Origin of the sequence: Pontibacter pamirensis, assembly GCF_010015475.1 — a bacterium.
Classification (GTDB): Bacteria; Bacteroidota; Bacteroidia; order Cytophagales; family Hymenobacteraceae; genus Pontibacter; species Pontibacter pamirensis.
The window spans coordinates 117,900-141,008 of record NZ_SSNI01000016.1; the positions used below are offsets into that span (position 1 = coordinate 117,900).

Below are 23,109 nucleotides of genomic sequence, written 5' to 3' on the forward strand. Positions count from 1 at the left end.
CACTATAGCCGCCATGTGATAAACCCATAAGGAGAAACGACATGAAAGAAAAAGATGCACTCGACCAGTTGCTGCATCAGCTGCAGGAGTTCAAGCAGAAATTCTACCTCAACATGCTTTTGCGGGGTAGCATTTTCGCGGTTGGGCTCCTGTTGTCTATATATATAGTATATAGCCTGCTGGAGTATATGTTTTATTTTCCGCAGGTAGTGCGTGGCTTTCTGTTATTCTCTTTTGTAGCCTTGGTAATTTATGTGTTTGTGCGATGGATAGCACTGCCCATGTCGGCACTGGCAAAACTGAAGAAAGTACTCACCGACGAACAGGCCGCACAACAAGTAGGCACCCATTACCCGGAGATAAAGGACAAACTTCTTAATGCCATCCAGCTACAGAACCTGGACCGCACCAACGAACTCATAGCGGCCAGTATAGCGCAGCGCACCGGACAGATGGGCTCCTTCCGTTTTAAAGATGCGGTTACGTACCGCGAAAACAGGCCATTGCTGAAGTATGTTGCCTTACCCGCGCTGATTGCTTTACTCATTGCACTCGTTTACCCCACCATCTTCGTGCAGGGCACGGAGCGCATCATCAACTATAAAAGACATTACGAGCCACTCGCACCTTTTAAATTTGTAGTGCAAAACGACCAACTTCAAACCTTCAGGGGAGAGGACTTCGAGTTGAAGGTGGACGTAGAGGGCAAAGCCGTGCCGAGCGAAGTTTTCATCAATTACAATGGCCGCCGCCAAAAGCTGAATGCCAAAGCTGACGGCACCTACACCTATACTTTTAAGCAATTGCAGAAGCCAGTGGAGTTCCAGCTGGAAGGCTCCGGCTTCTTGTCTAACGACTATACCCTACAACTGCTCTCTAGGCCAAACCTGAAAGACTTCAAAATGGTGGTGCAGTACCCCGACTACCTGAAGCGTAAGCCGGACGAGGTACAGAATACAGGCAATGCCAACGTACCCGAAGGAAGCACCATTACCTGGAACTTCTCTGCCACCGAAACTGATAACATCAGTTTAGCCTTTGAGGCTCCTGAAGAAACCCTGACCGCCGGGAAAGAAGGCAGCAGCTTTAGCACCAGCAAACAGTTTAACCAAAGCCAGAACTATAACATTAAGCTGAAGAATAAGCACAGCAGTAACAAAGAACAAATCAATTATCAGATAACAACCATTCCGGATCGCAACCCACAAATCAGCATAGAGCAGTACCAGGACACGGCGCTGTATACCTATACTATACTGGGCGGCGATGTGTCGGATGATTATGGCCTGACGCGCCTTGCCTTGTTCTACCGCATCAACAGCGATAAAAACCCGGAGGCAAAGTATAAGAGTCAGGCACTGCCGATCAGCACAAAGCAGCTCAGCCAGACATATTATCACCAGTGGAACACCGCTGCTCTTAACCTGCAGCCTGGCGACAAGCTGGAGTATTTTGTGCAGGTATGGGACAACGATGGCATTCATGGCCCTAAGAGTACCCGCACCCGCACCTTCGAAATGAAAATGCCGGACAAGCGCGAACTCCAGAAAGAACTCGATAATAATTCGCAGTCGGTGGCCAGCCAGATGAGCAAAACATTGGATAAAGCTACCCAGCTGCAGAAAGAACTTGCGAAGTCGGAGGAGAAGATGAAGACCAAGCGCGACCTGAACTGGCAGGACAAAAAGCAGTTGGAAGACCTGATGGAGAAGAAAAAGCAGCTGGAGCAGGATATCTCCTCTATGAAAGAACTGTTCGACCAGCTCAACAAAAAGCAGAACATGCTCAACGAGCCGGATAAGCAGTTAGCAGAGAAGGCACAGGAACTGCAGAAGCTCATGAACGACCTGCTAGACCCGGAAACGAAGAAGCTCTACGAAGAACTGGAGAAACTGCTACAGCAGCAACAGCCAAACGACACCGAGTTACAGAAGCTCCTTAGCAAGATGGATAACAAGGAGCGTAACCTCGAGCGCGAGTTGGAGCGGGCGTTGGAACTGTTCAAGCAACTTCAGTTTGAGCAGAAGCTTGACAACATCACGAATAAGCTGGAGGAGATGGCGAAAGAGCAGGAACAGTTAGCTCAGAAGACAGAAGAGAAGCAGGAGGATAATCAACAGCTGCAGGAAGAGCAAAAAGAGCTGCAGGAAGAGTTCGAGGATGTAAAGGAGCAAATGAAGGACCTGAAAGAGCTGAATGATAAAATGGAACATCCGAATCAGATGAACGAGGAGCAGCAAAAGCAGGACCAGGAGAGCATCGAGCAGGACATGCAGCAGGGACAGGAGCAACTACAGAAGCAGCAGAACAAAAAAGCCTCCGAGTCACAGAAGAAGGCAGGGGAGAAGATGCAGCAGATGGCTCAGCAAATGGAACAGATGAGCAACAGCATGAGCATGGAAGGTATGGAGCAAAACCTGGACAACCTCCGTGACATACTTGAGAACCTTATCAAGCTGTCCTTCGACCAGGAGGACCTGATGAAGCAGTTCCGGGGCGTTAACCAGTCTGACCCGCGCTTTATTACCCTCTCACAGCAGCAGCTCAGCCTCCGCGACAATGCACAGGTGATAGAGGACAGCCTTTATGCCTTAGCCAAGAAAGTGTTTCAGATTGAGTCTTTCGTAACACGTGAGGTAACAGCCATGAACGAGAGCATGGACAACAGCATGAAGGAGCTTCGCGACCGCAATATAGGCAAGGGCAATGTGCAACAGCAGCTGGCCATGACAAGCATGAACAACCTGGCGCTGATGCTGAACGATGCTATGAAGCAAATGCAACAGGCCATGCAGCAGATGGGCAATATGGCTGGCAAGCAAAAAGGAAATAAGCCTAAGCCGGGCGATTTTGGTGAAATGCAGCAACAATTGAACAAAAAAATCGAGGATTTGAAAAAAGGAGGCAAATCAGGTAAGGCACTTTCTGAAGAATTAGCTAAATTGGCTGCTGAGCAGGAGGCCCTCCGTAATGCGCTGAAGGAATTAGAGAAGCAAGGCCAAAAACCCGGTGAAAAGGGCCAAAACGGCGACCTGGGAAATATAAGTAAGATGATGGAACAAAGCGAAACTGATCTCGTTAATAAACGTTTGACCGAACAAACCATCATGCGACAGCGGGAAATACTGACCCGATTACTGGAAGCAGAGAAGTCGGCAAAGGAGCGGGAATTGGACAATAAACGCGAGGCAAAAACGGCACAGGAAACTGACCGCAAAGTGCCGCCATCATTTGAGAAGTATTTCAAGGCAAAAGAAAAACAGACTGAACTGCTCAAAACCATACCACCTGCACTTTCACCCTATTATAAGCAGAAGGTAAACGAGTATTTTCAAAACATTAGTAAATAAACGCACCTAATTTACACTTAACGATTAATATGAATCAGGTTAAAATTCAGATTCCTTCCCTAATCGAGAACATCAGAGTTATTGAAAGTTTTATTGACAACTCAAGAGATGAGTTTGAGTTCGAAGATGACATCTATGGCAACATCATGGTTGCTGTTACGGAATCTGTAAATAACGCTATCCGGCACGGGAACAAGTTTGACAAAGACAAAAATGTGTATCTGACGTTACAGGTAGAAGAGAACAAACTGTTTTTTGAAGTGGAGGACGAAGGTCCCGGTTTTGATTACGAGAACCTGCCGGACCCTACTGCACCAGAAAATCTGGAGAGTCCCGGGGGCCGTGGCATCTTCTTAATGCGCAACCTTTGCGATGAGGTAAACTTTGCTGACAATGGCAAAAAGGTACAGCTGATATTTAATGTAATACCATCAGAGAATGGAACATCCAATTGAGTTTTTTAGCGAGGATATTGATTTCGAGCTAAAAAACCCAGACCAGGTTTCCAAATGGATTGCATCAGTAATAGAGCAACACGAACAAGAGCTAAGTAGCCTCACCTACGTTTTCTGCTCAGATGATTACCTCCACCAGATAAACGTGGAGTACCTTGATCATGATACCCTCACAGACATCATCACCTTCAATAATGCCGACGAAGAGGGCATCATTGAAGGTGATATTTTTATAAGCGTAGACCGGGTGCGCGACAACTCAGTTGAGTTAGGCATTTCTTTTGATGATGAACTTCACCGGGTCATCATTCACGGTGTACTTCACCTGCTCGGGTTCAGAGACAAGACTGAAGAGGAAGAAGGACTTATGCGCAAACAAGAAGATTCTTCCTTATCTTTGCGTAAATTTTAATCGCAAAAGGAATTACCATCCTCCTGCAGATGTTTCACGTGAAACATCCCTAAAAATCAGAATACATGTTTCCAGAATACGATATCATTGTTGTTGGCGCAGGGCACGCAGGCTGCGAAGCCGCTGCCGCTGCAGCCAAGATGGGTTCAAAGGTGCTGCTAGCAACTATGAACATGAACACCATTGCACAAATGTCATGTAACCCAGCCATGGGCGGTGTGGCCAAAGGTCAGATTGTTCGTGAGGTGGATGCACTGGGTGGTATGAGCGGCATCATCACCGACCAGACCATGATCCAGTTTCGCATGCTGAACAAATCGAAAGGGCCGGCCATGTGGAGCCCGCGTGCGCAAAGCGACCGTATGCGTTTTGCAGAAGCCTGGCGACTGTCTCTGGAGCAAACAGAGAACATCGACTTCTGGCAAGAAATGATAACGGGCATAGAAGTAGAAGGCGGAAGAGCTGTCGGCGTGCGCACAAGCCTGGGGATAACTATACGTGGAAAGGCCGTTGTATTAACCAACGGCACGTTTTTGAATGGCATTATCCACATCGGTGAGAAGCAACTGGGAGGGGGGCGCGCCGCTGAAAAATCAGCAAAGGGCATAACGGAGCAACTCGTAGAACTTGGCTTTGAGGCAGGTCGCATGAAGACCGGAACCCCTCCGCGTGTAGATGGCCGCTCGCTCGACTACAGCCGGATGGAGGAACAGTTCGGGGACGAGAAGCCATCAAAGTTTTCATACACTGCTACCGAGCCACTGGCACAACAGCGCAGCTGCTACATTACCTATACCAATCCGGAAGTACACGAAATCCTGAAAACTGGCTTTGAAAAATCGCCAATGTTCCAGGGCCGTATTCAGGGACTAGGGCCTCGCTATTGCCCTTCTATCGAGGACAAAATCAACCGCTTTGCAGACCGCGACCGTCACCAGATTTTTGTGGAACCAGAGGGATGGAGCACGGTGGAAGTATATGTAAACGGATTCTCCAGTTCCTTGCCTGAAGACGTACAGCTAAAGGCGCTACGCAAAATTGAAGGATTTGAGAACGCGAAAATGTTCCGCCCAGGCTATGCCATCGAGTATGACTTCTTTCCGCCAACGCAGCTCAACCTGACGCTGGAAACAAAGCTGGTAGAGAATCTTTACTTCGCTGGCCAGATAAACGGAACAACCGGTTACGAAGAGGCCGCATGCCAGGGATTGATGGCGGGTATAAATGCCCACAACAAGATAAACGAGAAAACGCCGTTTATACTGAAGCGCTCAGAAGCTTACATTGGAGTGTTGATTGATGACCTGGTGAACAAGGGCACCAATGAACCTTACCGTATGTTCACCTCGCGTGCCGAGCACCGCATCCTGCTGCGCCAGGATAATGCCGATATCCGGTTGACAAAGCTTGGATATGAGTTGGGCCTGGCAGACGAGTCACGTAAAAAAGCTGTGGATAAGAAGATCGAGGAAACAGGTGAAATCATTGCCTTTTTAAATAATAAGCCGATTGAGCCAGGAGATATTAACATAATGTTGGAGAGTTTAGGCTCTGCTCCAATCACAGAAAAACAGAGAGCCGGTCAGCTTATCAAGCGCCCAAATGTAGAGATAGAACACATTGCAGTGGCGGTGCCATCGGTGGCAGAATACCTGAGCAAGTTTAGAGCAGATAGCGTGGAGCAGGCAGGTATCCAAGTGAAGTATGAAAGCTATATCGAAAAGGAATATAGTATGGCCGCCAAAATGAGCGAGCTCGAAAACTACATCATCAAAGAGAGAATAGATTACCGTAACATACCTGCCTTATCAGCTGAGGCAAAAGAAAAACTGCTAAAGGTAAATCCGGAAACAATTGGCCAGGCCTCCAGAATCAGTGGCGTTACGCCAGCTGACATTTCAGTACTAATGGTATACTTAGGTAAATAAATGAGCTACGAAAGACTGGAACAATGCCCGATCTGCGGCAAAGAAGAATTTAAAAATTTTTTGGTCGTAACAGATAACGCTGTATCAAAGGAGAGCTTTGTAATTGTGGAATGTGAGAACTGTTCTTTTAAATTCACGAACCCAAGACCCGATACTGAAAGCATAGGCCAGTACTATGAGTCAGATGAATACATCTCCCACAGCAATACAAAAAGCGGAATTATCAACAGGGCGTATCATGTGGTGCGCTCTATTACGACGAAGCAAAAAGTAGAGCTTATCAACAGGCATTCTCCAGCAAAAGGAAGCGTCCTGGACTATGGTTGCGGGACAGGAGTTTTTCTTAGCGCCTGCAAAAAAGACGGCTGGGAAGTAAGAGGAGTAGAGCCGAATGATAAAGCAAGAGAGGCAGCATCAGCAGAGACAAGCGAACTAATAGCAGAGAGCCTGCAGGATATACAAGGGGAAAAGTTTGAGGTAATTACGCTCTGGCACGTGCTGGAACACATCCATACCCTCAACGAAACTGTTAGCCAGCTGCTGGATAGCCTGCAGGAAGACGGCACCCTGATTATAGCCGTACCCAACGCTGACTCACATGATGCCAAGGAGTACAAGGCGGATTGGGCAGCCTATGACGTACCACGCCACCTGTACCACTTCACGCAGCCGACGATGAAACGCTTCCTGAAAAAGCATAAGATGGTACTGGCGGAAGTGCTGCCGATGAAATTTGACGCCTACTACGTGAGCATGCTCAGCGAAAAGCACAAAGAAGGCAAAAATAAAATGATCAGCAGCGTGCTGAACGGCTACAAGTCGAACAGCTATGCTGAAAAGAACGGAAACGATTACTCAAGCTTAATTTTTGTAGCTAAAAGAAAATAAATTAAAGTATTTAACGTGTGATATCTGGATAGGCAAGCGAAAGTTTGCCTATTTTGATTTGAGACAAAACACCCTGATGAATTTAAAAACAGCATTGATAGTAACAGGCATAGTAACAGGTCTAGTCTCCTGCGCTACCATGAGCACACCCGACGGAGGCCCGAAAGACCTAGCACCGCCAATACTGATTGAAAGTAATCCCGAAGACCAACAGCTGAATGTAAATACGAAAACCATTCAACTGGTTTTTGATGAAGAGGTGCAGCAAAAAAACCTGACGAAGGAGCTGTTGATAACGCCGAACATCAACAACAAATACCAAGTTAAAAGCAACCGCAATGTAATGACGCTAGAGTTTGAGGATCAGCTACAGGACAGCACCACCTTTACCTTCAACTTCAGAGAAGGCATTGTGGATATAACAGAGCAAAACAAGGCCCAGAACCTTAAAATAGCATTTAGCACCGGCTCATTTATTGACTCCAGCAGTGTAAGCGGTAGAGTAGTGGACCTGCTTAAACAGACGCCGGAGAAGGGTGCTGTTGTGGCTTTGTACCAGGCAGAAGATACGCTGAGTATCCGGAAGAACAGGCCTTATTACTTAACCACCACAGACGATGCAGGTAATTATGAAATCGAAAATATAAAGGAAGGCAATTATCGGGTGTATGCTTTGATAGATAAAAACAACAACACCTACTACGATACGGAAGAAGAGAAAATCGCTTATCTGCCTGCCCCCATCCGGATAATGCCCGGCACAGATTCAATCAACCTGCAGACAGTTCGCTTCGACACAAAGAAGCCAATTCTACTTCAGCGGGAAAGATACACTGACCGTTTTATAGCCAACTATAACGAAGGCATTCAAAGCTTCACCGCAAGACCGGTAGCAGCTGGTACAGACAGCCTCGTGCATAGGATAGGAACCGTTGGAAAAGCAGTAGAAGTGTTTAAAACTCCAGAATTTGATGGTGGACAAACAGTGCTGACGGCTGTTGATTCTTCGGGTAATATAGCTGTAGACACAATTGCAATAGCTTTTGAAGGCAAAAGAGCGCAGCGTGTAAGAGGCGCGCAATTAAAAGTTATCAACGGAAGTCCAAAGAGTGGCTATAGGGCAGGCCAGCTGGTAACACTGGAAGTTGAGACCCCTATACGCATTACCGGCGACACCCCTGTCACCTTGCAATCTGACTCAACAGTGCTGCATCAGATTACGCCGGAGCAGATAACGATTGACAGAACGAAGACAGAACTCAGCTTTACTTTACCGGCGGTCGATGACCGTATAAAACAACTGTCAGTAGTGTTGGATAGTACGGCTATTGTGCCCATAACAGGTGATACTTTAATTTTTCAGCCGCTAAACATTACCATCGCAGAAGCGCGTGGTACAGCAACATTTAGTGGAACAGCCGCTACTGATTACACCTCCTTCATCATACAGCTGCTTAACAGCGAATATAAAGTGGTGGAAGAAGTCCGGGATAATAAGAGCTTCCGGTTCCGAAATATCGAACCTGGCACGTACCGCCTAAGGGTACTAGTAGATGAGAACAACAACGGCATATGGGAAAAGGGGGATCCGAACTTCGAAACAGCTCCGGAAAAAGTTTATGTCTTACCTGAAGTCCTCGAAATACGAGCTGGCTGGGAAAGAGACGAACCAAATTTCCTGGTGTTTTAGCTCCTTGCATAACCATAAAAAGAGGGAGGTCTTTTGGCCTCCTTTTTTTATGCCCCGATTGATATATATATCCAAAAGTAGCTACTCAAGCAGTCAATAGCTTTCACCTGGACGCTCCTAATCATTCCTTCAGTAACGGCTTATATTCATTCAACTCCTGAGGCTACAGGCATCATGTCTCAAAATATTCTGTAGCCATTTTAATCAGACTATACCTAAAGCAGCTACACTTGCTGGCAAACGTATCGGTAGCTGGTTACGCCAACATTGTTTCTATCAATATGCCTTATCTGTAGCTTTCCCCTGTCATCATCTGCTATCAACTCCTGGCCTTGCCCTCTTAGTGGCTCGAGACAAAAAATTTTTCAGATCGCTTCTGGATTTGTCTTGGTTGCAGCAACTGCTATACCATTCCAGCAATTCATCCGCTCCTGTTTCCTCTATAACTGATACCCCGCAGAATTTCTAAGCCGTATATCAAACTTAGCCAAGCTTAGAAACAAGAACGTGTAAGTGTACAAAGTATACTGCTTACACAGCACAATCATCAAAAGTGCGGGTGCAATCTCTTATAGAAATTACACCTGTGTAATGAAGGTACACACGTATAATTTCAGATAACACGTACACTTGTAAGCCATCCGGACGAGATAAATTTAATAAAAGAAACATAAAAGAGTAATCCACAGGAGGGATGGTATTACGTGTGGATAAGCGTGGGTAAACCTAAGGACAAGTTACACACCCCAAAGTGTAAGGGTCAAAACACAGGTGTGTAAGCTCCGAAAAGTGGATTAGGGTGTACAAGTCACTGTGTAATCTTACACTTTCCACGTATCTGTTGCCTGTGTAAAAAGAAATACACAAATAAGAGACGAAAGTGGATAAACAGGCTAATCCTCTGAAACATAATCCCATAAAATCCACAGAAAGGTGGAGGTGTTGGTGAAAAAGAAGGGAGCTGTAAACAAGTTATAGCCAGTAAACAGAATTGAGTAAAGTTGTCCACTTATAAACACACCTTATAATGAAAGAAAGATTTTTAAGATAAAATATTTTATAAAAGTTATTAGGTGTTAAGAGTTGTGGAAAGGTGAAGAAAGGCGCCAGTGTAAGGAGGCGAAAGACTTACATTAAAACTATACAGGAGAAAAATCGATATATTTAAGGCCGACACAAAAAAAAAAGAAAAGCATGCTATTGAATATAGATTTGACATTACCCTTCGAAGAACCAGTGTTAATATTTACGTTGGTGCTTCTGATCATACTGGTTGTTCCGATTGTTCTGAACAAGTTTCGCATTCCGGGAATAGTAGGGTTGATAGTGGCAGGGGTGGTACTGGGGCCTAACGGGGTAAACATATTAGCGCGGGATGCAAGTATAGTGTTGTTCGGTACAGTGGGCCTGCTCTACATCATGTTTCAGGCAGGACTCGAGATAGACATGATCGACTTTAAGAGATACAAGGTAAGAAGCCTTGTATTTGGGTCACTGACGTTTCTCATACCTATACTGGTAGGAACAGCAACGTTCTTTTACATTCACGATTATGCAATTAAGCCAGCCATACTACTGGCAAGTATGTTTGCGCCTCATACGCTGTTAGCATACCCCATCGTGAGCAGATTTGGCCTAAGTAAAAATGCGGCAGTAACCTTAACTATAGGGGGAACATTGATAACCGATACCGCAGTACTCTTTGTATTAGCAGTTATTATCAACTCCACGCAGGGAGACACAAGCCTCTGGTTTTGGGTACTGATGGTGGTAGAGATGGCCATATTTGTAGCGGTGGTACTGTGGCTTTTCCCGAAGATTTCAAAATGGATGTTTAAGCAGCTGGAAAGCGAAAAAGGAGCGCAGTATATTTTTGTGCTGACGGTGGTATTTGCAGCCGCCTTCTTATCAGAGGTAGCAGGCATGGAAGCCATCATTGGAGCGTTCCTTGCTGGTCTGGCGCTGAACCCGCTAATACCACATACCTCCGCACTGATGAACAGGATTGAGTTTGTAGGAAACAATTTATTTATCCCGTTCTTCCTCATTAGCACAGGCATGCTGGTAGACCTGACAGTGTTGTTCACAGATACCAATGCCATGCTGATAGCTGGAACAATCGTAGTACTGGCACCACTTACGAAATATGCAGCAGCTTTTATAACTCAAAAAATATTCAAATTTAGTGTACTCCAGCGTAATCTAATCTTCGGGTTAAGTAGTGCGCACGCGGCAGCTACATTAGCTGTAGTGCTGGCAGGGTATGACATTGGCCTGCTAGGAGAAAGCGCTCTGAACGGAGCCGTAGTACTCATTCTGGTATCAAGTATTGTGAGTTCATTCTCAACAGAGAAAGTAGGAAGAAAGCTGGCGATTCTGGAAAGCAGAAGAAAGCCGGATGTCAGTATAAAACCTGACAGAATACTGGTACCTATCGGAAATCCGAAAACAATAGAACGGCTGATAGACCTGTCAGTAATGCTGAAGAATCCGAATAACAGTCAGCCTATATACCCCCTGGCGGTGGTAATAGACAATGAGCATGCGGAAGAGGAGATCTTCAAGAAAAATAAGATGCTGCAGGAGGCGATAACCCATGCATCAGCCACAGACAATGATGTGCAACTGGTGTCAAAGATAGATGTGAACGTATCGAGTGGTATACTTCGTGCTATCAAAGAGTTGATGATAACTGAAGTGGTACTCGGGTGGAATGCCAAGATTACGACAAGGGATCGAATATTCGGTACGGTGCTGGACAGCCTGCTCGACAATACAGACGAGATGATACTCGTGTGCAAAATTATACAGCCGTTGAACACGACGGGTCGCATTGTAGTGATAGTGCCGACAAATGCAGAACTGGAAAGAGGCTTTATGCGCTGGATAAGGAGCGTGAAACTGCTGTCGCAGCAGTTGGGTGCTCCAGTCGTGTTCCGGGGCCGTAAGCGGACGCTGAGCAAGCTTAAAAGCATAATCGCAGATACCAAGCCAGCCGTGGAAGCTGACTATGTACCTTACAACAGCCTGAGCGAGATATCTACTATGAAAGCTGATATATCGAGTGACGATATGGTCATAGTCATCTTAGCCAGGAAGCGGACAGTGTCCTATAACAGTGCGATGGATTACGTGCCACGCATCCTGTCCAGAAACTACAAGGACAACAGCTTTATTGTCATTTATCCGGAACAGAATCCGGTATATCAGAGCGTACCTGTAAAACCAACTGCTTATGCCGGCAAAGCCAGTGAAGAGGAAGATTTTTAACTATGAGCTTGATTTTGCCAATATCAACTTCAGGGAAAGACCGGAGTTGTACCGCATTGGCAAAGGAGAGCAGGGCGTGCTGCTGGTAGAGCCCTATAAATCAGAAATTCTCCCGCACTGGCGCTTCAAAACACCTGAGATAGCTAAGGAATCATCTGAAAAGATATACCGATTATTTGAAGAGTACCTGCAGCAAGATGATTTTATAGGGGCTGATATGGCACGTAAGTTTCTGCAAATGGGCTACACGCGCAGCCGGCGCTACGCTAACCACAAGTCGGGCAAGAAGTACGACGGGCCTGTTCCGGAAGATAAAAAAGGACAGAGCGGAGCACACGGCAGGCAGCAGTTGCCAAATGAGCCGGATCCGGTAAAGGCAGCGTCTGTGGCAGTATTTAAAGAGAAATGGGACCAGGCGAAGCAGAATGAAAGGTATCAGCAAATGAGCCAGCACTTTAGAACCAGGTACGAAGAGCCACCGCAGAAAATTTCTGTAAAAAAAGATAAACCTTTAAAAAAGTAATTCGCGTATCTTTGCACATATAAACTTAAATTGACAATGATCAACAAAGACATCAGGTTAGGCAAAGGGCTTGGCAAGATCAAGTTTGGCCTGACAATGGAAGAAGTAGAAGAGCTGATTGGCGAGCCGGAAGAAGTAGAAGAGTCTGATGAAGAAGATGAGTTTGAGCATCAGGCCTGGAACTACTGGGAAGAAGGCTATTCCTTGTACTTCGACAAAGAAGACGACTACCGCTTAAGCTGTATTGAGACGGCAAACCGAGAGGTACAGATTTGGGGCGAACGCGTGTTTGAGATGAGCAAAGATCAGGTTATGCGACTCTTTGCAGATAACGATATCACCGGGCCAGAAGAGGAAGAAGCAGAGACAGGCGAAACCCGCGTTTCTTTTGAAAAAGAAATGATAGACCTGTATTTCGACGAAGACCAGTTAATCGCCGTTAACTTCGGTGTATTCATCAATGATAATCTAGAAGTAGTCTGGCCGGAAAAATAACACTGAAAAATAACATAGAAAAGCTTAGTCAGAAAGCCCCGGCAGCACACCCTGCCGGGGCTTTTTTTTGGGCAATTGCATAGCCACAGGCAGTGGAAAACAGAGGAAAGCTGCGTGTGGAAAAAAAATACATTTAGCTCTTACTGATAGTAGAGACCAGTTTTTCTGTTCAGAATAGAGCTGCAAAATGAGGTTATCTCAATAAGAAAGAATAAAGTAAAAGGAGGGGCAAAAGAAAAGGTCTGGCTTAAACTAGACCTTTTCTTTTTTGCTATGAGCAGCATTTATCTAAAAAAGAAATCCAGAAGCTCTTGCTGAATAACAGGGTTAATAGCCACAGCCAGAATGATGGAAATAACAAGACCAATCGTAACAGACAACACGTCTTTACCAATCAGGCTAAAGGTTCTACCTAACTTGGCAGTACTGTCTTGGTTGCGCAGGCGCATTCCCAACTCACGACCAGCCAAAAGACCCACAAAAACCCAGGTAGTACTCATCGGGATGTTATTCATCTCTTTGAAGTAGTACAGGATGATGGCGTATACCAGGTCAATGATAGTGGCACTTCGCACATCACGCACGTCAGATTTCTCATTAATGATGTGTTGAATCTTTTCACCACGCCTGAAGAACATAAAGCCAAGGCCTGCGAAGATAAAACCGGCAAAGGGCACAAACTCCCAAACACCCAGCTGGCGGGGCAGGTAAACAGCTACGTTGGCTAAATCCTGCGCAAGCCAGGTGTGCCACAGGAATCCGCTGATGACCCACTGAGCAATAACCCAGGAGCCATGAGCCTCACCTTTCACCATCTTTTTGATGATATTAGTGAGCGCAATGTAAATGATAAACGCCGCTACAAAGGCCGCCACATACCCCATCAGACTCTTGCTAACCATACTGATGATGGCGCCGGAACTCACTGTAAACACACTCAGCAGCATGAAAGTGGTAGACACCGGAATTCGGAAGCGGGTGAGTAGCAACAGCACAATTGGGGCAGCCAGCTGCAGGTAAACAAAACTGTCGATGGTCTGGTCAAAGCCCTTTGAGGAGAGGCGTTGGTAAGTCACGTCACCATCAAAAACATACCAGCTGTAGAAAACAGTGCCTAAGAAGATGGAACCCATGAAGAGCCACTGCCAGTACCATTTCTTGTCTTCATTCGAAACAATGAACGTTCCAATGGTCTGGATACTGTCGTTGGCAATAGCAGAGTAGCCGGCAAAGGCAAAGCCCACCCACATAGCAATAGAGGCATACGGGTATACTAAACCGGCCAGGATAAGCGAAAAAGCGATAAAGTAAAGGAAATTCTTCTCCTTCCGGATATAGATGTCGAGCTGGCTATACCGCCTCCTGAACTTATAAGGCTTTATAGGAGCGACATGCTTTTTACCTTTTTTTGTTTTAACCATTATCTAAGAAAATTGGTGAGAATCATAAAACGCTGCAATTTACTTCAAAATGAAGAGAGGGTGGGAAGGCTTATGTTAAGAAATTTTTAGCACAAAGTCCAAAATGTTCTTTAGAGCTCTTAGAGCAGGTTTTAATTATTATATTAAAATTAATTTTTTTGCGTGGCATCAGGCTCTGTAAGTGTACATTCTCAACTCAAGAATGCAGTTAAAAAAGCTCTGTAGCACAAAAAAATGCAGGTGCAGGAGCAGAATCTGTACAGATGAGGCCTCATCACGAAAAAGTGTAAACCATCTGTGGCATAATCAAAAGCTAAAAAGCTATCTTTGCGCCATGGCAACACAAGAGAAAAACCCTGTAGAAAACGCACAGTTAAAAGATATTATCTCGCACGCGAAGGAGTACGGCTTTATATTCCCGTCTAGCGAGATTTATGATGGCCTGCAAGCCGTGTACGACTACGGCCAGATGGGCGTGGAGCTGAAGAACAACATCAAGAACCTGTGGTGGAAATGCATGACGCAGCTGAACCAGAATGTAGTGGGGCTGGATGCTGCCATTTTCATGCACCCGCTTACCTGGAAAGCCTCCGGCCACGTCGACAGCTTCAACGACCCGATGATTGACAACAAGGATTCGAAGAAGCGCTACCGTGCCGATGTGCTGATAGAGGAGAAGGCAGCTGAGTTTGAAAACGCCGGCGATCCGGAGAGAGGCAAAGCGCTGACAGCCGAAATGGGCAAACTGCTGGAGGCAGAAGACTTGGATGGCGTACGTGAGCTGATTATCCGTGAAGATATTAAGTGCCCGGTTTCCGGCACCGCCAACTGGACAGAGGTGCGCCAGTTCAACCTGATGTTCTCCACACAGGTGGGTTCTGTGGCAGAGGAGTCCAGCACCATATACTTACGTCCTGAAACAGCGCAAGGTATATTCGTGAACTTCCTGAATGTGCAGAAGACAGGCCGCATGAAAGTACCTTTCGGTATTGCGCAAATCGGTAAAGCATTCCGTAACGAGATTGTGGCGCGCCAGTTTATCTTCCGTATGCGCGAGTTTGAGCAGATGGAGATGCAGTTCTTTGTGCGCCCTGGCACTGAGATGGAATGGTACGAGCAATGGAAAGAGACGCGCAAGAAGTGGCACGAGGCCATCGGCATACCTGCTGAAAACCTGCGCTACCACGATCATGACAAGTTGGCCCACTACGCCAACGCTGCTGTGGACATCGAATTCAAGTTCCCGTTTGGCTTCAAAGAAATTGAAGGTATCCACTCCCGCACCGACTTTGACCTGACGCAGCACCAGGAACTGAGCCGCAAGAAAATGCAGTACTTCGACAACGACCTGAATGAGGAAGGCAAGCCATACGGTAATTATGTGCCCTACGTCATCGAAACATCTGCCGGCGCAGACCGCCTGTTCCTGATGACGCTGTGCAACGCATACCAGGAAGAGGAAATTACCGAAGGCGACAGCACTAAATCACGTACCTTCTTAAAACTGCACCCGGCACTGGCTCCTGTAAAGGCTGCCATTCTGCCACTCACCAAGAAAGACGGTTTGCCAGAAAAAGCTACTGAGGTATTCGATGCGCTGAAGTTTGATTTCAACATGATTTACGAGGAGCGCGACAGCATCGGCAAGCGCTATACCCGCCAGGACCTGATTGGAACACCATTCTGTATCGCCATCGATCACCAGACGCTGGAGGACGACACCGTGACCGTGCGAGACCGTGACAGCCGTGAGCAGGTGCGTATGCCAATCAGTGAGCTAAGAAGTTATATAGATAAAGCTGTTAATTTCAAGAGCATTCTTGAGAAGTTAGCCTAAGCAATACATACATATAGATTTTATATGATGAGAGGCAGCGTGGCAAAACCACGCTGCCTCTTTTATTTTCAGGCTGTGGAAAAGCATCATCAAAGCAAGTTGAAAACTTATTTTTCCAAATTTTTTAACACCTTTGATGCTGGTTTTTAGAGCTGAAGAAGAGCGACGCATAACCATGAAAATGCACATAACAGTATGTGTGTTTTTTCCGCCGTTGCTAGTATTTTCACCTGCAACTTATTCCGCAGAATACCCCGAAATATAGCCCCTTCATAGTTTTTTAAATCTCATTGTGTGCTTTAAAAATAAATGGAGCATTACGTGTGCCTTACAGTGCAATAATTATGTTAAGTATGTATCGGCATTGTAAGATTTTATTTAATTTCCGAAAGAGCCAAAGCAATAGTTTCTCTTCTGTTAAAGTGAAAGCAGTTAGTATAAGATTGGCCTCCCACCTGTAAGTAATCTTGCTACAAACTTCTCTGCTATCCTTCTGGAAGTGTATAGGTAAAAAAGTAAAGCCTTTACTATGGCATTACGCCTGTTGAAAAATGACTAATAAATAGACACAGCAAAAGTGAATTCGTGTAAATTTTAAGCTTCAGCAGCAGGAGCAAAAATGTGGAAATGTAGCAGCTAAAATATACAAGAAAAGTGTGGATAAAGTAAAAACAATCTGATACACAGTGCTGTATAGTGTGTAAAAGTAAAAGTTATGCACACTGTGTAAAAAGCAAGTGGTGCAATTTTACTAAAGCAAAAGGGATGTTCGCCAACTAAGGGCATAGGAAAAAGACAGGTGCCGTATATGAAACTGAACCAATCATTAAAGCTATGAGCAACTCAAAATCAGACAAAGACAACAACAGTTTAAAAGAAAATAACCCCTGCTGGAAAGGATATGAACCTGTAGGCATGAAAGAGAAAGACGGAAAGGAAGTGCCAAACTGCGTACCAAAGGATGATTCCTCTAAGTCTTCTTCTAAAAAGAAAAGTTAAGAAAACCATAGAACATGAAAGTATAGCTTCAGCCTAGCTGAGGCTATTTTTTTGCCACTCCAGTAAATAATTTGTTCAGTAGCTGATAAAATACTGTAGGAAGAACTCCTAAAACCTTACCTCCACGTTAGGTGAATGTTAGCCGCAGAAATGAGCAAAATTGCCTACCTTTGCGAATTATAGCTAACTAAAGTAGAATAAGATAACCATTCAGGATGTTTACTGTAGGGGCGCGAGCTACCAAGCAATAGTTTGATGTATGTCCTGATGCTGTTTCAACGACACGATAGCCATAGATGTGCTGATGCCGGTGAGTGTATACAAGCTGTTAAAGGATTAATTTACACCTATAGCTGTTCAACTGTTATTTAAGAGATGCTGTAGGCGGGAGCCGAAAAAGAGCCTGCGAAGCAGAGAGGAGTTTAACCGGGAGCCTAATGGCATCTCTTAAACGCCCGAAAGGACAAAGCCATGAAATCTTTAAGTTAACCATGTGGTGAGCTTATGGGTGGCGAAATTTACAAACCTGATTATCTTGCTTACCTTGCTGATGCGTTTCGACAATGGCAAGTATGAGCGGGACCCTTACGTCCTAATTGAGCAGATTACTGGGGCGTATTTAAAACAAGATGATGAAGAGCTGGATTTGGCTCAACTAAGATTAAAGTAGAAGAAGAACCTGAAAATGGTAAAGTACAACGAGTATAAACAACTGAACTACGCCAAAGTAGGCGAAGACGTATTAGCGTTCTGGAAGCAGAACAACATATTTGAGAAGTCAGTGGCAACCCGCGAAGGCAACGAGAACTTCGTATTTTACGAAGGACCGCCTTCTGCCAACGGTAAGCCGGGCATTCACCACGTGATGGCTCGTGCCGTGAAAGACATCTTTTGCCGTTACAAGACCCTGAAGGGTTTCCAGGTAAACCGCAAAGGCGGCTGGGATACCCATGGTCTGCCAATCGAATTGCAGGTAGAGAAAGAGCTGGGCATCACGAAAGAGGATATCGGTAAAACGATTTCGGTGGAGGAGTATAACCAGCGCTGCCGCGAAACGGTGATGCGCTTCAAGCACCAGTGGGACGACCTGACCGAGAAGATGGGCTACTGGGTAGACCTGAATAACCCGTACATCACCTTCGAAAACGAGTACATTGAATCCTGCTGGGCCCTGCTGAAGCGCCTCTACGACAAAGGTTACTTATATAAAGGCTATACCATCCAGCCTTATTCTCCGGGAGCAGGTACTGGTCTGAGCTCGCACGAGCTGAACCAGCCTGGTTGCTACCAGATGGTAAAGGACACCACTGTTGTGGCGCAGTTTGAGGTGAAGCAAATCACCCGTAACATGTTCCTGTTTGAGAGCGAGGAGGAGAAAGTATACTTCCTTGCCTGGACGACAACGCCCTGGACGCTTCCTGCCAACACGGCACTAGCCGTAGGTAAAGGCATCAAGTACGTGAAGGTCAAATCCTTTAACCCGTATACCTTCGAGCCAATCTCTGTTATACTGGGGAAAGATCTTATCGGCCGCTACTTCAATCCGAAAGCTGTTGACCTGGCGCTGGAAGATTACAAGCCGGGCGACAAGCTGATACCTTACAAAGTAATAGAGGAGTACAAAGGCAGCGATTTAGCAGGTGTAGAATATCACCAGCTGATGCCGTACGTGCAGCCGGACAAGCCTGCTTTCAGAGTAGTTGTCGGTGACTTCGTGACGACAGAGGACGGTACCGGTATTGTGCACATCTCGCCAACCTTTGGTGCGGACGACTTTAAAGTGGCGATGCAGAACGACATACCACCGCTGATGGTCACCGATGAAAATGGAAAGCCCATGCCGCTGGTAGACAAGCAGGGCCGTTTCGTGAAAGAGGTAACTGACTTTGCCGGCATGTACGTGAAGAACTACACCGGAGAAGATGAGACTGCCGCTGACTACAAGCCGACCGATGTAAAGATTGCCATCAAGCTAAAAGAAGAAAACAAAGCCTTTAAAGTGGAGAAGTACGAGCACACCTACCCACATTGCTGGCGTACGGACAAGCCCGTATTATACTACCCGCTGGATAGCTGGTTCATCAAGACAACAGCGGTAAAAGGCAGGCTGATTGAGCTGAACAAGACCATAAACTGGAAACCGGAGTCTACGGGTACAGGCCGTTTTGGTAACTGGCTGGAGAACCTCGTGGACTGGAACCTGTCGCGCTCGCGCTACTGGGGTACGCCGCTGCCTATCTGGAGAACAGAAGACGGGGAGGAAGAAATCTGTATTGGCTCTATCGCGCAGCTAAGTGAAGAAATTGACAGAGCGGTAGAAAAAGGCTTTATGGATGCCTCTGTAGAGATAAACGACCTGCACCGCCCGTACGTGGATAACATCGTTTTGGTGAGCCACTCCGGAAAGCCAATGTACAGAGAGACAGACCTTATCGACGTATGGTTCGATTCTGGCGCGATGCCTTATGCACAGTGGCATTACCCGCTGGAGAACAAGGAAACGTTTGAGCAGAACTTCCCGGCAGATTATATTGCAGAAGGTGTGGACCAGACACGCGGCTGGTTCTTTACCTTGCACGCCCTGGCTGTGATGCTGGAAGACAGCGTGGCCTACAAAAATGTTATCGCGAATGGCCTGGTGCTCGACAAGAACGGAAACAAGATGAGCAAGCGCCTCGGCAACGCCATCGACCCGTTCGAGATAATAAACCAGTACGGCCCTGATGCTGTGCGCTGGTACATGATTGCGAATGCGCCGCCTTGGGATAACCTGAAGTTCAACCCGGAGGGTGTGGTGGAAACACAGCGCCGTTTCTTCGGTACCTTGCAGAACACCTACTCCTTCTTTGCGTTATACGCCAACCTCGACAACTTCACTTATGCCGAGGGCGATGTGCCGCTGGAGAGAAGAACCGAAAGCGACCGCTGGATTATTTCTAAGCTGAATACGCTGGTGCAGGAAGTAGACGGCTACCTGGCCGACTACGACCCAACCAAAGCGGCCCGTGCCATCCAAGACTTCGTGATAGACGACCTGAGCAACTGGTATGTGCGCCTGAACCGCAAGCGTTTCTGGAAAGGCGAGTACAACGAAGACAAGATGGCGGCTTACCAGACGTTGTATACCTGTCTTGAGACCATCGCGAAGCTGATTTCACCAATCGCACCATTCTACGCAGAGCAGCTGTTCCGTGACCTGAACAGCGTGAGCAGTAAGAATAAGGTAGAGTCAGTGCATCTGGCTGATTTCCCTGTTGTGGCCGAAGGAGCGATTGACAAGGACCTGGAGGAGCGCATGCAACTGGCACAGACTGTATCATCACTGGTGCACTCGCTGCGCAAGAAGGAGATGATAAAGGTGCGGCAGCCGCTGCAGCGCATCCTGATACCGGTAATGAACGAGCATACGAAACAACAGATTCAGGCCGTTGAAGATTTAATAATGAGTGAAGTGAACGTGAAGGCGGTGGAGTATATCGATGACACGTCCGGCATCCTGGTGAAGAAAATCAAGCCGAATTTTAAGAAGCTAGGCCAGGTATTCGGGCCGAAGATGAAGCTCGTGGCGGCTGCCGTGCAGCAAATGGACCAGAAAGACATCGCTCACCTGGAGCGTGAAGGCGGCTTTGAAATCATGCTGAACGATGACGAAACGGCCGTGTTGACACCAGACGATGTGGAAATTTCTTCAGAGGACATACCGGGCTGGCTGGTGGCCAACGAAGGCAAACTAACCGTGGCCCTGGATATCACCCTGACGGAGGAACTGAAGCAGGAGGGGATTGCCCGAGACCTGGTGAACCGTATCCAAAACCTGCGCAAGGACAGCAACCTGGAGGTGCAGGATAAAATCCAAATTACTATGCAGCGTGCAGAGCCGGAGGTAAATGCCGCCGTAGCCAACTTCAGCGACTATATCTGTGCCGAAACGCAGGCCCTGAAGCTGGATATAGTAGACGAGGTAGAAGATGCGACACTTTTAGATATCGACGACTATAAAGTGTACATCCAAATACAGACAGTAGAAAACACTGCTATCTAAACCAAAAAAGCACCGGGGGAAATTTTTCTTTCCGGTGCTTTTAGACTTTAAGGAGTACATTTGCAGCGGTTCTCACCCTTACACCAACTGTCTGCTTAACACATGCATATGAAATACCTTAAATATTTTCTTGCCGCACTTGCCGTTATCGTGGTGGACCAAGCTGTGAAGCTGATTGTACACTATAACATGGAAATGGGCTTGCCAGGCGAGATATACCTGCTTGGCGATTGGCTGAAGCTGCACTACACGCTGAACCCAGGGATGGCCTTTGGGGTGGAGTTGGGCTCTGACTACGGAAAGCTTATCCTGACCCTCTTCCGCCTGGTAGCCATGTTCGGAATTAGCTATTACCTCTACTACCTGGTAAAGCACCAGGCACCAAAAGGCCTTATCTGGTGCATTTCCCTAATCCTGGGCGGTGCCATTGGCAACCTGATTGACAGCACATTCTACGGCGTTTGGTTTGATAATGCTCCATATGGTGCCGTAACCCCATGGTTTCATGGGCAGGTAATAGATATGTTCTACGTGGATATATGGGAGGGAATTGTCCCGCATTGGGTGCCAATTATGGGTGGCCGTCCGATGTCATTGTGGCCAATTTTCAACATAGCGGATTCCGCTATTTTTATAGGCGTGCTGCTGATTCTGTTTAACCAGAAGCGCTTCTTTGGAGAGAACCCGGAACCGGAGCATCAAAGTTTGATGGAGCGGGAGCAGGGGCTGTAGTCTGTCCTAAACATTCAGCAATAAAAAAAGGCTGCTGCTCTAGACTATTAGAGCAGCAGCCTTTTTTTGCATATGCGAGGTCTTTTGAGCAGCTGTATTACTACAGAATCTCCCGCTCCTTCAAAGCTTCCCGCAAAGCCTCAGGAGATGTAAAATGGATAGAATCTATACCTAGCTTCTCTGCTGCTTTTACATTCCGCAGGTTATCATCTATAAAGACAGCCTCCGAAGGATGCACATCAAACCGGGTAAGCAATGTATGGTAAAAGCTGTCGAAAGGTTTTCTGTCTTTCTCTGTGCCGGAAACTACAATTCCATCAAACCAATTTAAAAACTCATACCGTTCCTGCGCAATCGGAAAGGTTTCTGCAGACCAGTTGGTCAGGGCGTACAGGTTGTACTTGCCGCTCTCTTTCAGTTCTCTGAACACATCTACAGTTCCCTCTATGGCGCCGCCTAGCATTTCGTCCCAGCGGCCATAGAAAGCACGAATATTTTCCTCCTGCTCCGGATGCCTGTCTATCAGCAGTTGTGTTGCCTCCTCCAAAGAGCGCCCGGCATCCTGTTCTTCGTTCCAGTCCGGAGTGCAGATATTCTCCAGGAAGTGAAGCATTTTAGCTTCTTCGTCAAATATTTTCCGGTACAGGTAATGCGGATTCCAGTCAATCAGCACAGCGCCCAGGTCAAAGATGATAGTTTTAGTCATAGTTTATGATGATAGGAAGTGAAATCAAAAGTAGCACCTGCTGTTTAGCTTAGCAAATGGCAGCACAAGCCTATCTATATGAATGCCGGCCGGTGTGGCTTCGTACTTTCTGGTTCTCTGGTCTCCATCGGCACAAACAAATTTCCTCATTGAACATTAAGTCCTGCAAGAGCCAGAGTTTAAGTGCTTAAATTACATTAAAAACCTTATTTTTACCTAAAGCATAAACTCAGCTTAGAGCATGTTTAAATTTAGAGGATTAGCAAAAAAGAGCGAGTCAGTGCGTAAGCAATGGGTAACCAAACTCAAAAGCTTATGCAATCTCAATACAAGAGACTCACTGACTCGCAATGGGACATTG

General features: G+C 46.4%; 16 protein-coding genes. 14 read left to right on the forward strand and 2 right to left on the reverse strand.

Annotation, left to right across the window (positions count from 1 at the left end; genetic code table 11):
• Positions 1–41: 41 nt before the first annotated feature.
• The 9 genes from E1919_RS14775 to E1919_RS14815 all read left to right on the forward strand — a co-directional run bounded on the left by E1919_RS14775 (position 42) and on the right by E1919_RS14815 (position 13,011).
• The gene (locus tag E1919_RS14775; protein ID WP_162054173.1) at positions 42–3,350 is read left to right on the forward strand and encodes a DUF4175 family protein; all 3,309 of its coding nucleotides are present in this window, start codon (positions 42–44) and stop codon (positions 3,348–3,350) included.
• A 29-nt stretch (positions 3,351–3,379) separates the two neighbouring features.
• A complete protein-coding gene (locus E1919_RS14780) occupies positions 3,380–3,805 on the forward strand; it encodes an ATP-binding protein (protein ID WP_162054174.1) in 426 nt (141 codons plus the stop codon).
• A complete protein-coding gene (gene ybeY, locus E1919_RS14785; RefSeq protein ID WP_162054175.1) occupies positions 3,789–4,217 on the forward strand; it encodes an rRNA maturation RNase YbeY in 429 nt (142 codons plus the stop codon). The genes E1919_RS14780 and ybeY overlap by 17 nt, the downstream gene beginning before the upstream one ends.
• Positions 4,218–4,282: 65 nt before the next feature.
• Complete coding sequence (gene mnmG / locus E1919_RS14790) at positions 4,283–6,145, forward strand: tRNA uridine-5-carboxymethylaminomethyl(34) synthesis enzyme MnmG (RefSeq protein ID WP_162054176.1); 1,863 nt, start codon at positions 4,283–4,285, stop codon at positions 6,143–6,145.
• On the forward strand, positions 6,146–7,033 hold the full coding sequence (locus E1919_RS14795; RefSeq protein WP_162054177.1) for a class I SAM-dependent methyltransferase: 888 nt from the start codon (positions 6,146–6,148) through the stop codon (positions 7,031–7,033).
• A 76-nt stretch (positions 7,034–7,109) separates the two neighbouring features.
• On the forward strand, positions 7,110–8,723 hold the full coding sequence (locus tag E1919_RS14800; protein WP_162054178.1) for an Ig-like domain-containing domain: 1,614 nt from the start codon (positions 7,110–7,112) through the stop codon (positions 8,721–8,723).
• 1,194 nt (positions 8,724–9,917) lie between these two features.
• Complete coding sequence (locus tag E1919_RS14805) at positions 9,918–11,993, forward strand: cation:proton antiporter (protein WP_162054179.1); 2,076 nt, start codon at positions 9,918–9,920, stop codon at positions 11,991–11,993.
• Positions 11,959–12,516: a DUF4385 domain-containing protein gene (locus tag E1919_RS14810; RefSeq protein WP_162054180.1), complete on the forward strand. Its 558-nt coding sequence runs from the start codon at positions 11,959–11,961 to the stop codon at positions 12,514–12,516. Before E1919_RS14805 ends, E1919_RS14810 begins: the two co-directional genes overlap by 35 nt.
• 36 nt (positions 12,517–12,552) lie before the next feature.
• Complete coding sequence (locus E1919_RS14815) at positions 12,553–13,011, forward strand: hypothetical protein (RefSeq protein ID WP_162054181.1); 459 nt, start codon at positions 12,553–12,555, stop codon at positions 13,009–13,011.
• A 284-nt stretch (positions 13,012–13,295) separates the two neighbouring features.
• Here E1919_RS14815 and E1919_RS14820 read toward each other — a convergent pair whose 3' ends face one another.
• Positions 13,296–14,432, reverse strand: a complete 1,137-nt coding sequence (locus tag E1919_RS14820) for a hypothetical protein (protein WP_202915916.1) — start codon at positions 14,430–14,432, stop codon at positions 13,296–13,298.
• 334 nt (positions 14,433–14,766) lie between these two features.
• Here E1919_RS14820 and E1919_RS14825 point away from each other — a divergent pair, with 334 nt between their 5' ends.
• From E1919_RS14825 to E1919_RS14845, 5 genes are all read left to right on the forward strand, one after another.
• On the forward strand, positions 14,767–16,269 hold the full coding sequence (locus E1919_RS14825) for a glycine--tRNA ligase (protein WP_162054182.1): 1,503 nt from the start codon (positions 14,767–14,769) through the stop codon (positions 16,267–16,269).
• 834 nt (positions 16,270–17,103) lie between these two features.
• On the forward strand, positions 17,104–17,268 hold the full coding sequence (locus E1919_RS14830) for a hypothetical protein (RefSeq protein ID WP_162054183.1): 165 nt from the start codon (positions 17,104–17,106) through the stop codon (positions 17,266–17,268).
• Between the two features lie 493 nt (positions 17,269–17,761).
• Positions 17,762–17,938, forward strand: a complete 177-nt coding sequence (locus tag E1919_RS14835; RefSeq protein ID WP_162054184.1) for a hypothetical protein — start codon at positions 17,762–17,764, stop codon at positions 17,936–17,938.
• A 15-nt stretch (positions 17,939–17,953) separates the two neighbouring features.
• Entirely contained in the window at positions 17,954–21,310 is a 3,357-nt protein-coding gene (gene ileS / locus E1919_RS14840) for an isoleucine--tRNA ligase (protein WP_162054185.1), read from the forward strand.
• Positions 21,311–21,418: 108 nt separating this feature from the next.
• Positions 21,419–22,042: a lipoprotein signal peptidase gene (locus tag E1919_RS14845; RefSeq protein WP_162054186.1), complete on the forward strand. Its 624-nt coding sequence runs from the start codon at positions 21,419–21,421 to the stop codon at positions 22,040–22,042.
• 100 nt (positions 22,043–22,142) lie between these two features.
• Here the strand turns inward: E1919_RS14845 and E1919_RS14850 are convergent, their stop codons facing one another.
• Positions 22,143–22,748, reverse strand: a complete 606-nt coding sequence (locus E1919_RS14850) for an HAD family hydrolase (RefSeq protein ID WP_162054187.1) — start codon at positions 22,746–22,748, stop codon at positions 22,143–22,145.
• Positions 22,749–23,109 lie beyond the last annotated feature (361 nt).

Excerpts from the sequence above, each read along its gene's own strand:
- E1919_RS14845 (WP_162054186.1), top strand. The coding sequence starts at position 21,419 with ATGAAATACCTTAAATATTTTCTTGCCGCACTTGCCGTTATCGTGGTG.
- E1919_RS14800 (WP_162054178.1), top strand. The coding sequence starts at position 7,110 with ATGAATTTAAAAACAGCATTGATAGTAACAGGCATAGTAACAGGTCTA.
- E1919_RS14825 (WP_162054182.1), top strand. The coding sequence starts at position 14,767 with ATGGCAACACAAGAGAAAAACCCTGTAGAAAACGCACAGTTAAAAGAT.
- E1919_RS14830 (WP_162054183.1), top strand. The coding sequence starts at position 17,104 with ATGAGCAACTCAAAATCAGACAAAGACAACAACAGTTTAAAAGAAAAT.
- E1919_RS14780 (WP_162054174.1), top strand. The coding sequence starts at position 3,380 with ATGAATCAGGTTAAAATTCAGATTCCTTCCCTAATCGAGAACATCAGA.
- E1919_RS14810 (WP_162054180.1), top strand. The coding sequence starts at position 11,959 with ATGCCGGCAAAGCCAGTGAAGAGGAAGATTTTTAACTATGAGCTTGAT.
- E1919_RS14815 (WP_162054181.1), top strand. The coding sequence starts at position 12,553 with ATGATCAACAAAGACATCAGGTTAGGCAAAGGGCTTGGCAAGATCAAG.
- E1919_RS14775 (WP_162054173.1), top strand. The coding sequence starts at position 42 with ATGAAAGAAAAAGATGCACTCGACCAGTTGCTGCATCAGCTGCAGGAG.
- E1919_RS14805 (WP_162054179.1), top strand. The coding sequence starts at position 9,918 with ATGCTATTGAATATAGATTTGACATTACCCTTCGAAGAACCAGTGTTA.
- E1919_RS14820 (WP_202915916.1), bottom strand. The coding sequence starts at position 14,432 with ATGGTTAAAACAAAAAAAGGTAAAAAGCATGTCGCTCCTATAAAGCCT.
- E1919_RS14850 (WP_162054187.1), bottom strand. The coding sequence starts at position 22,748 with ATGACTAAAACTATCATCTTTGACCTGGGCGCTGTGCTGATTGACTGG.
- mnmG (WP_162054176.1), top strand. The coding sequence starts at position 4,283 with ATGTTTCCAGAATACGATATCATTGTTGTTGGCGCAGGGCACGCAGGC.
- ileS (WP_162054185.1), top strand. The coding sequence starts at position 17,954 with ATGGTAAAGTACAACGAGTATAAACAACTGAACTACGCCAAAGTAGGC.
- E1919_RS14795 (WP_162054177.1), top strand. The coding sequence starts at position 6,146 with ATGAGCTACGAAAGACTGGAACAATGCCCGATCTGCGGCAAAGAAGAA.
- ybeY (WP_162054175.1), top strand. The coding sequence starts at position 3,789 with ATGGAACATCCAATTGAGTTTTTTAGCGAGGATATTGATTTCGAGCTA.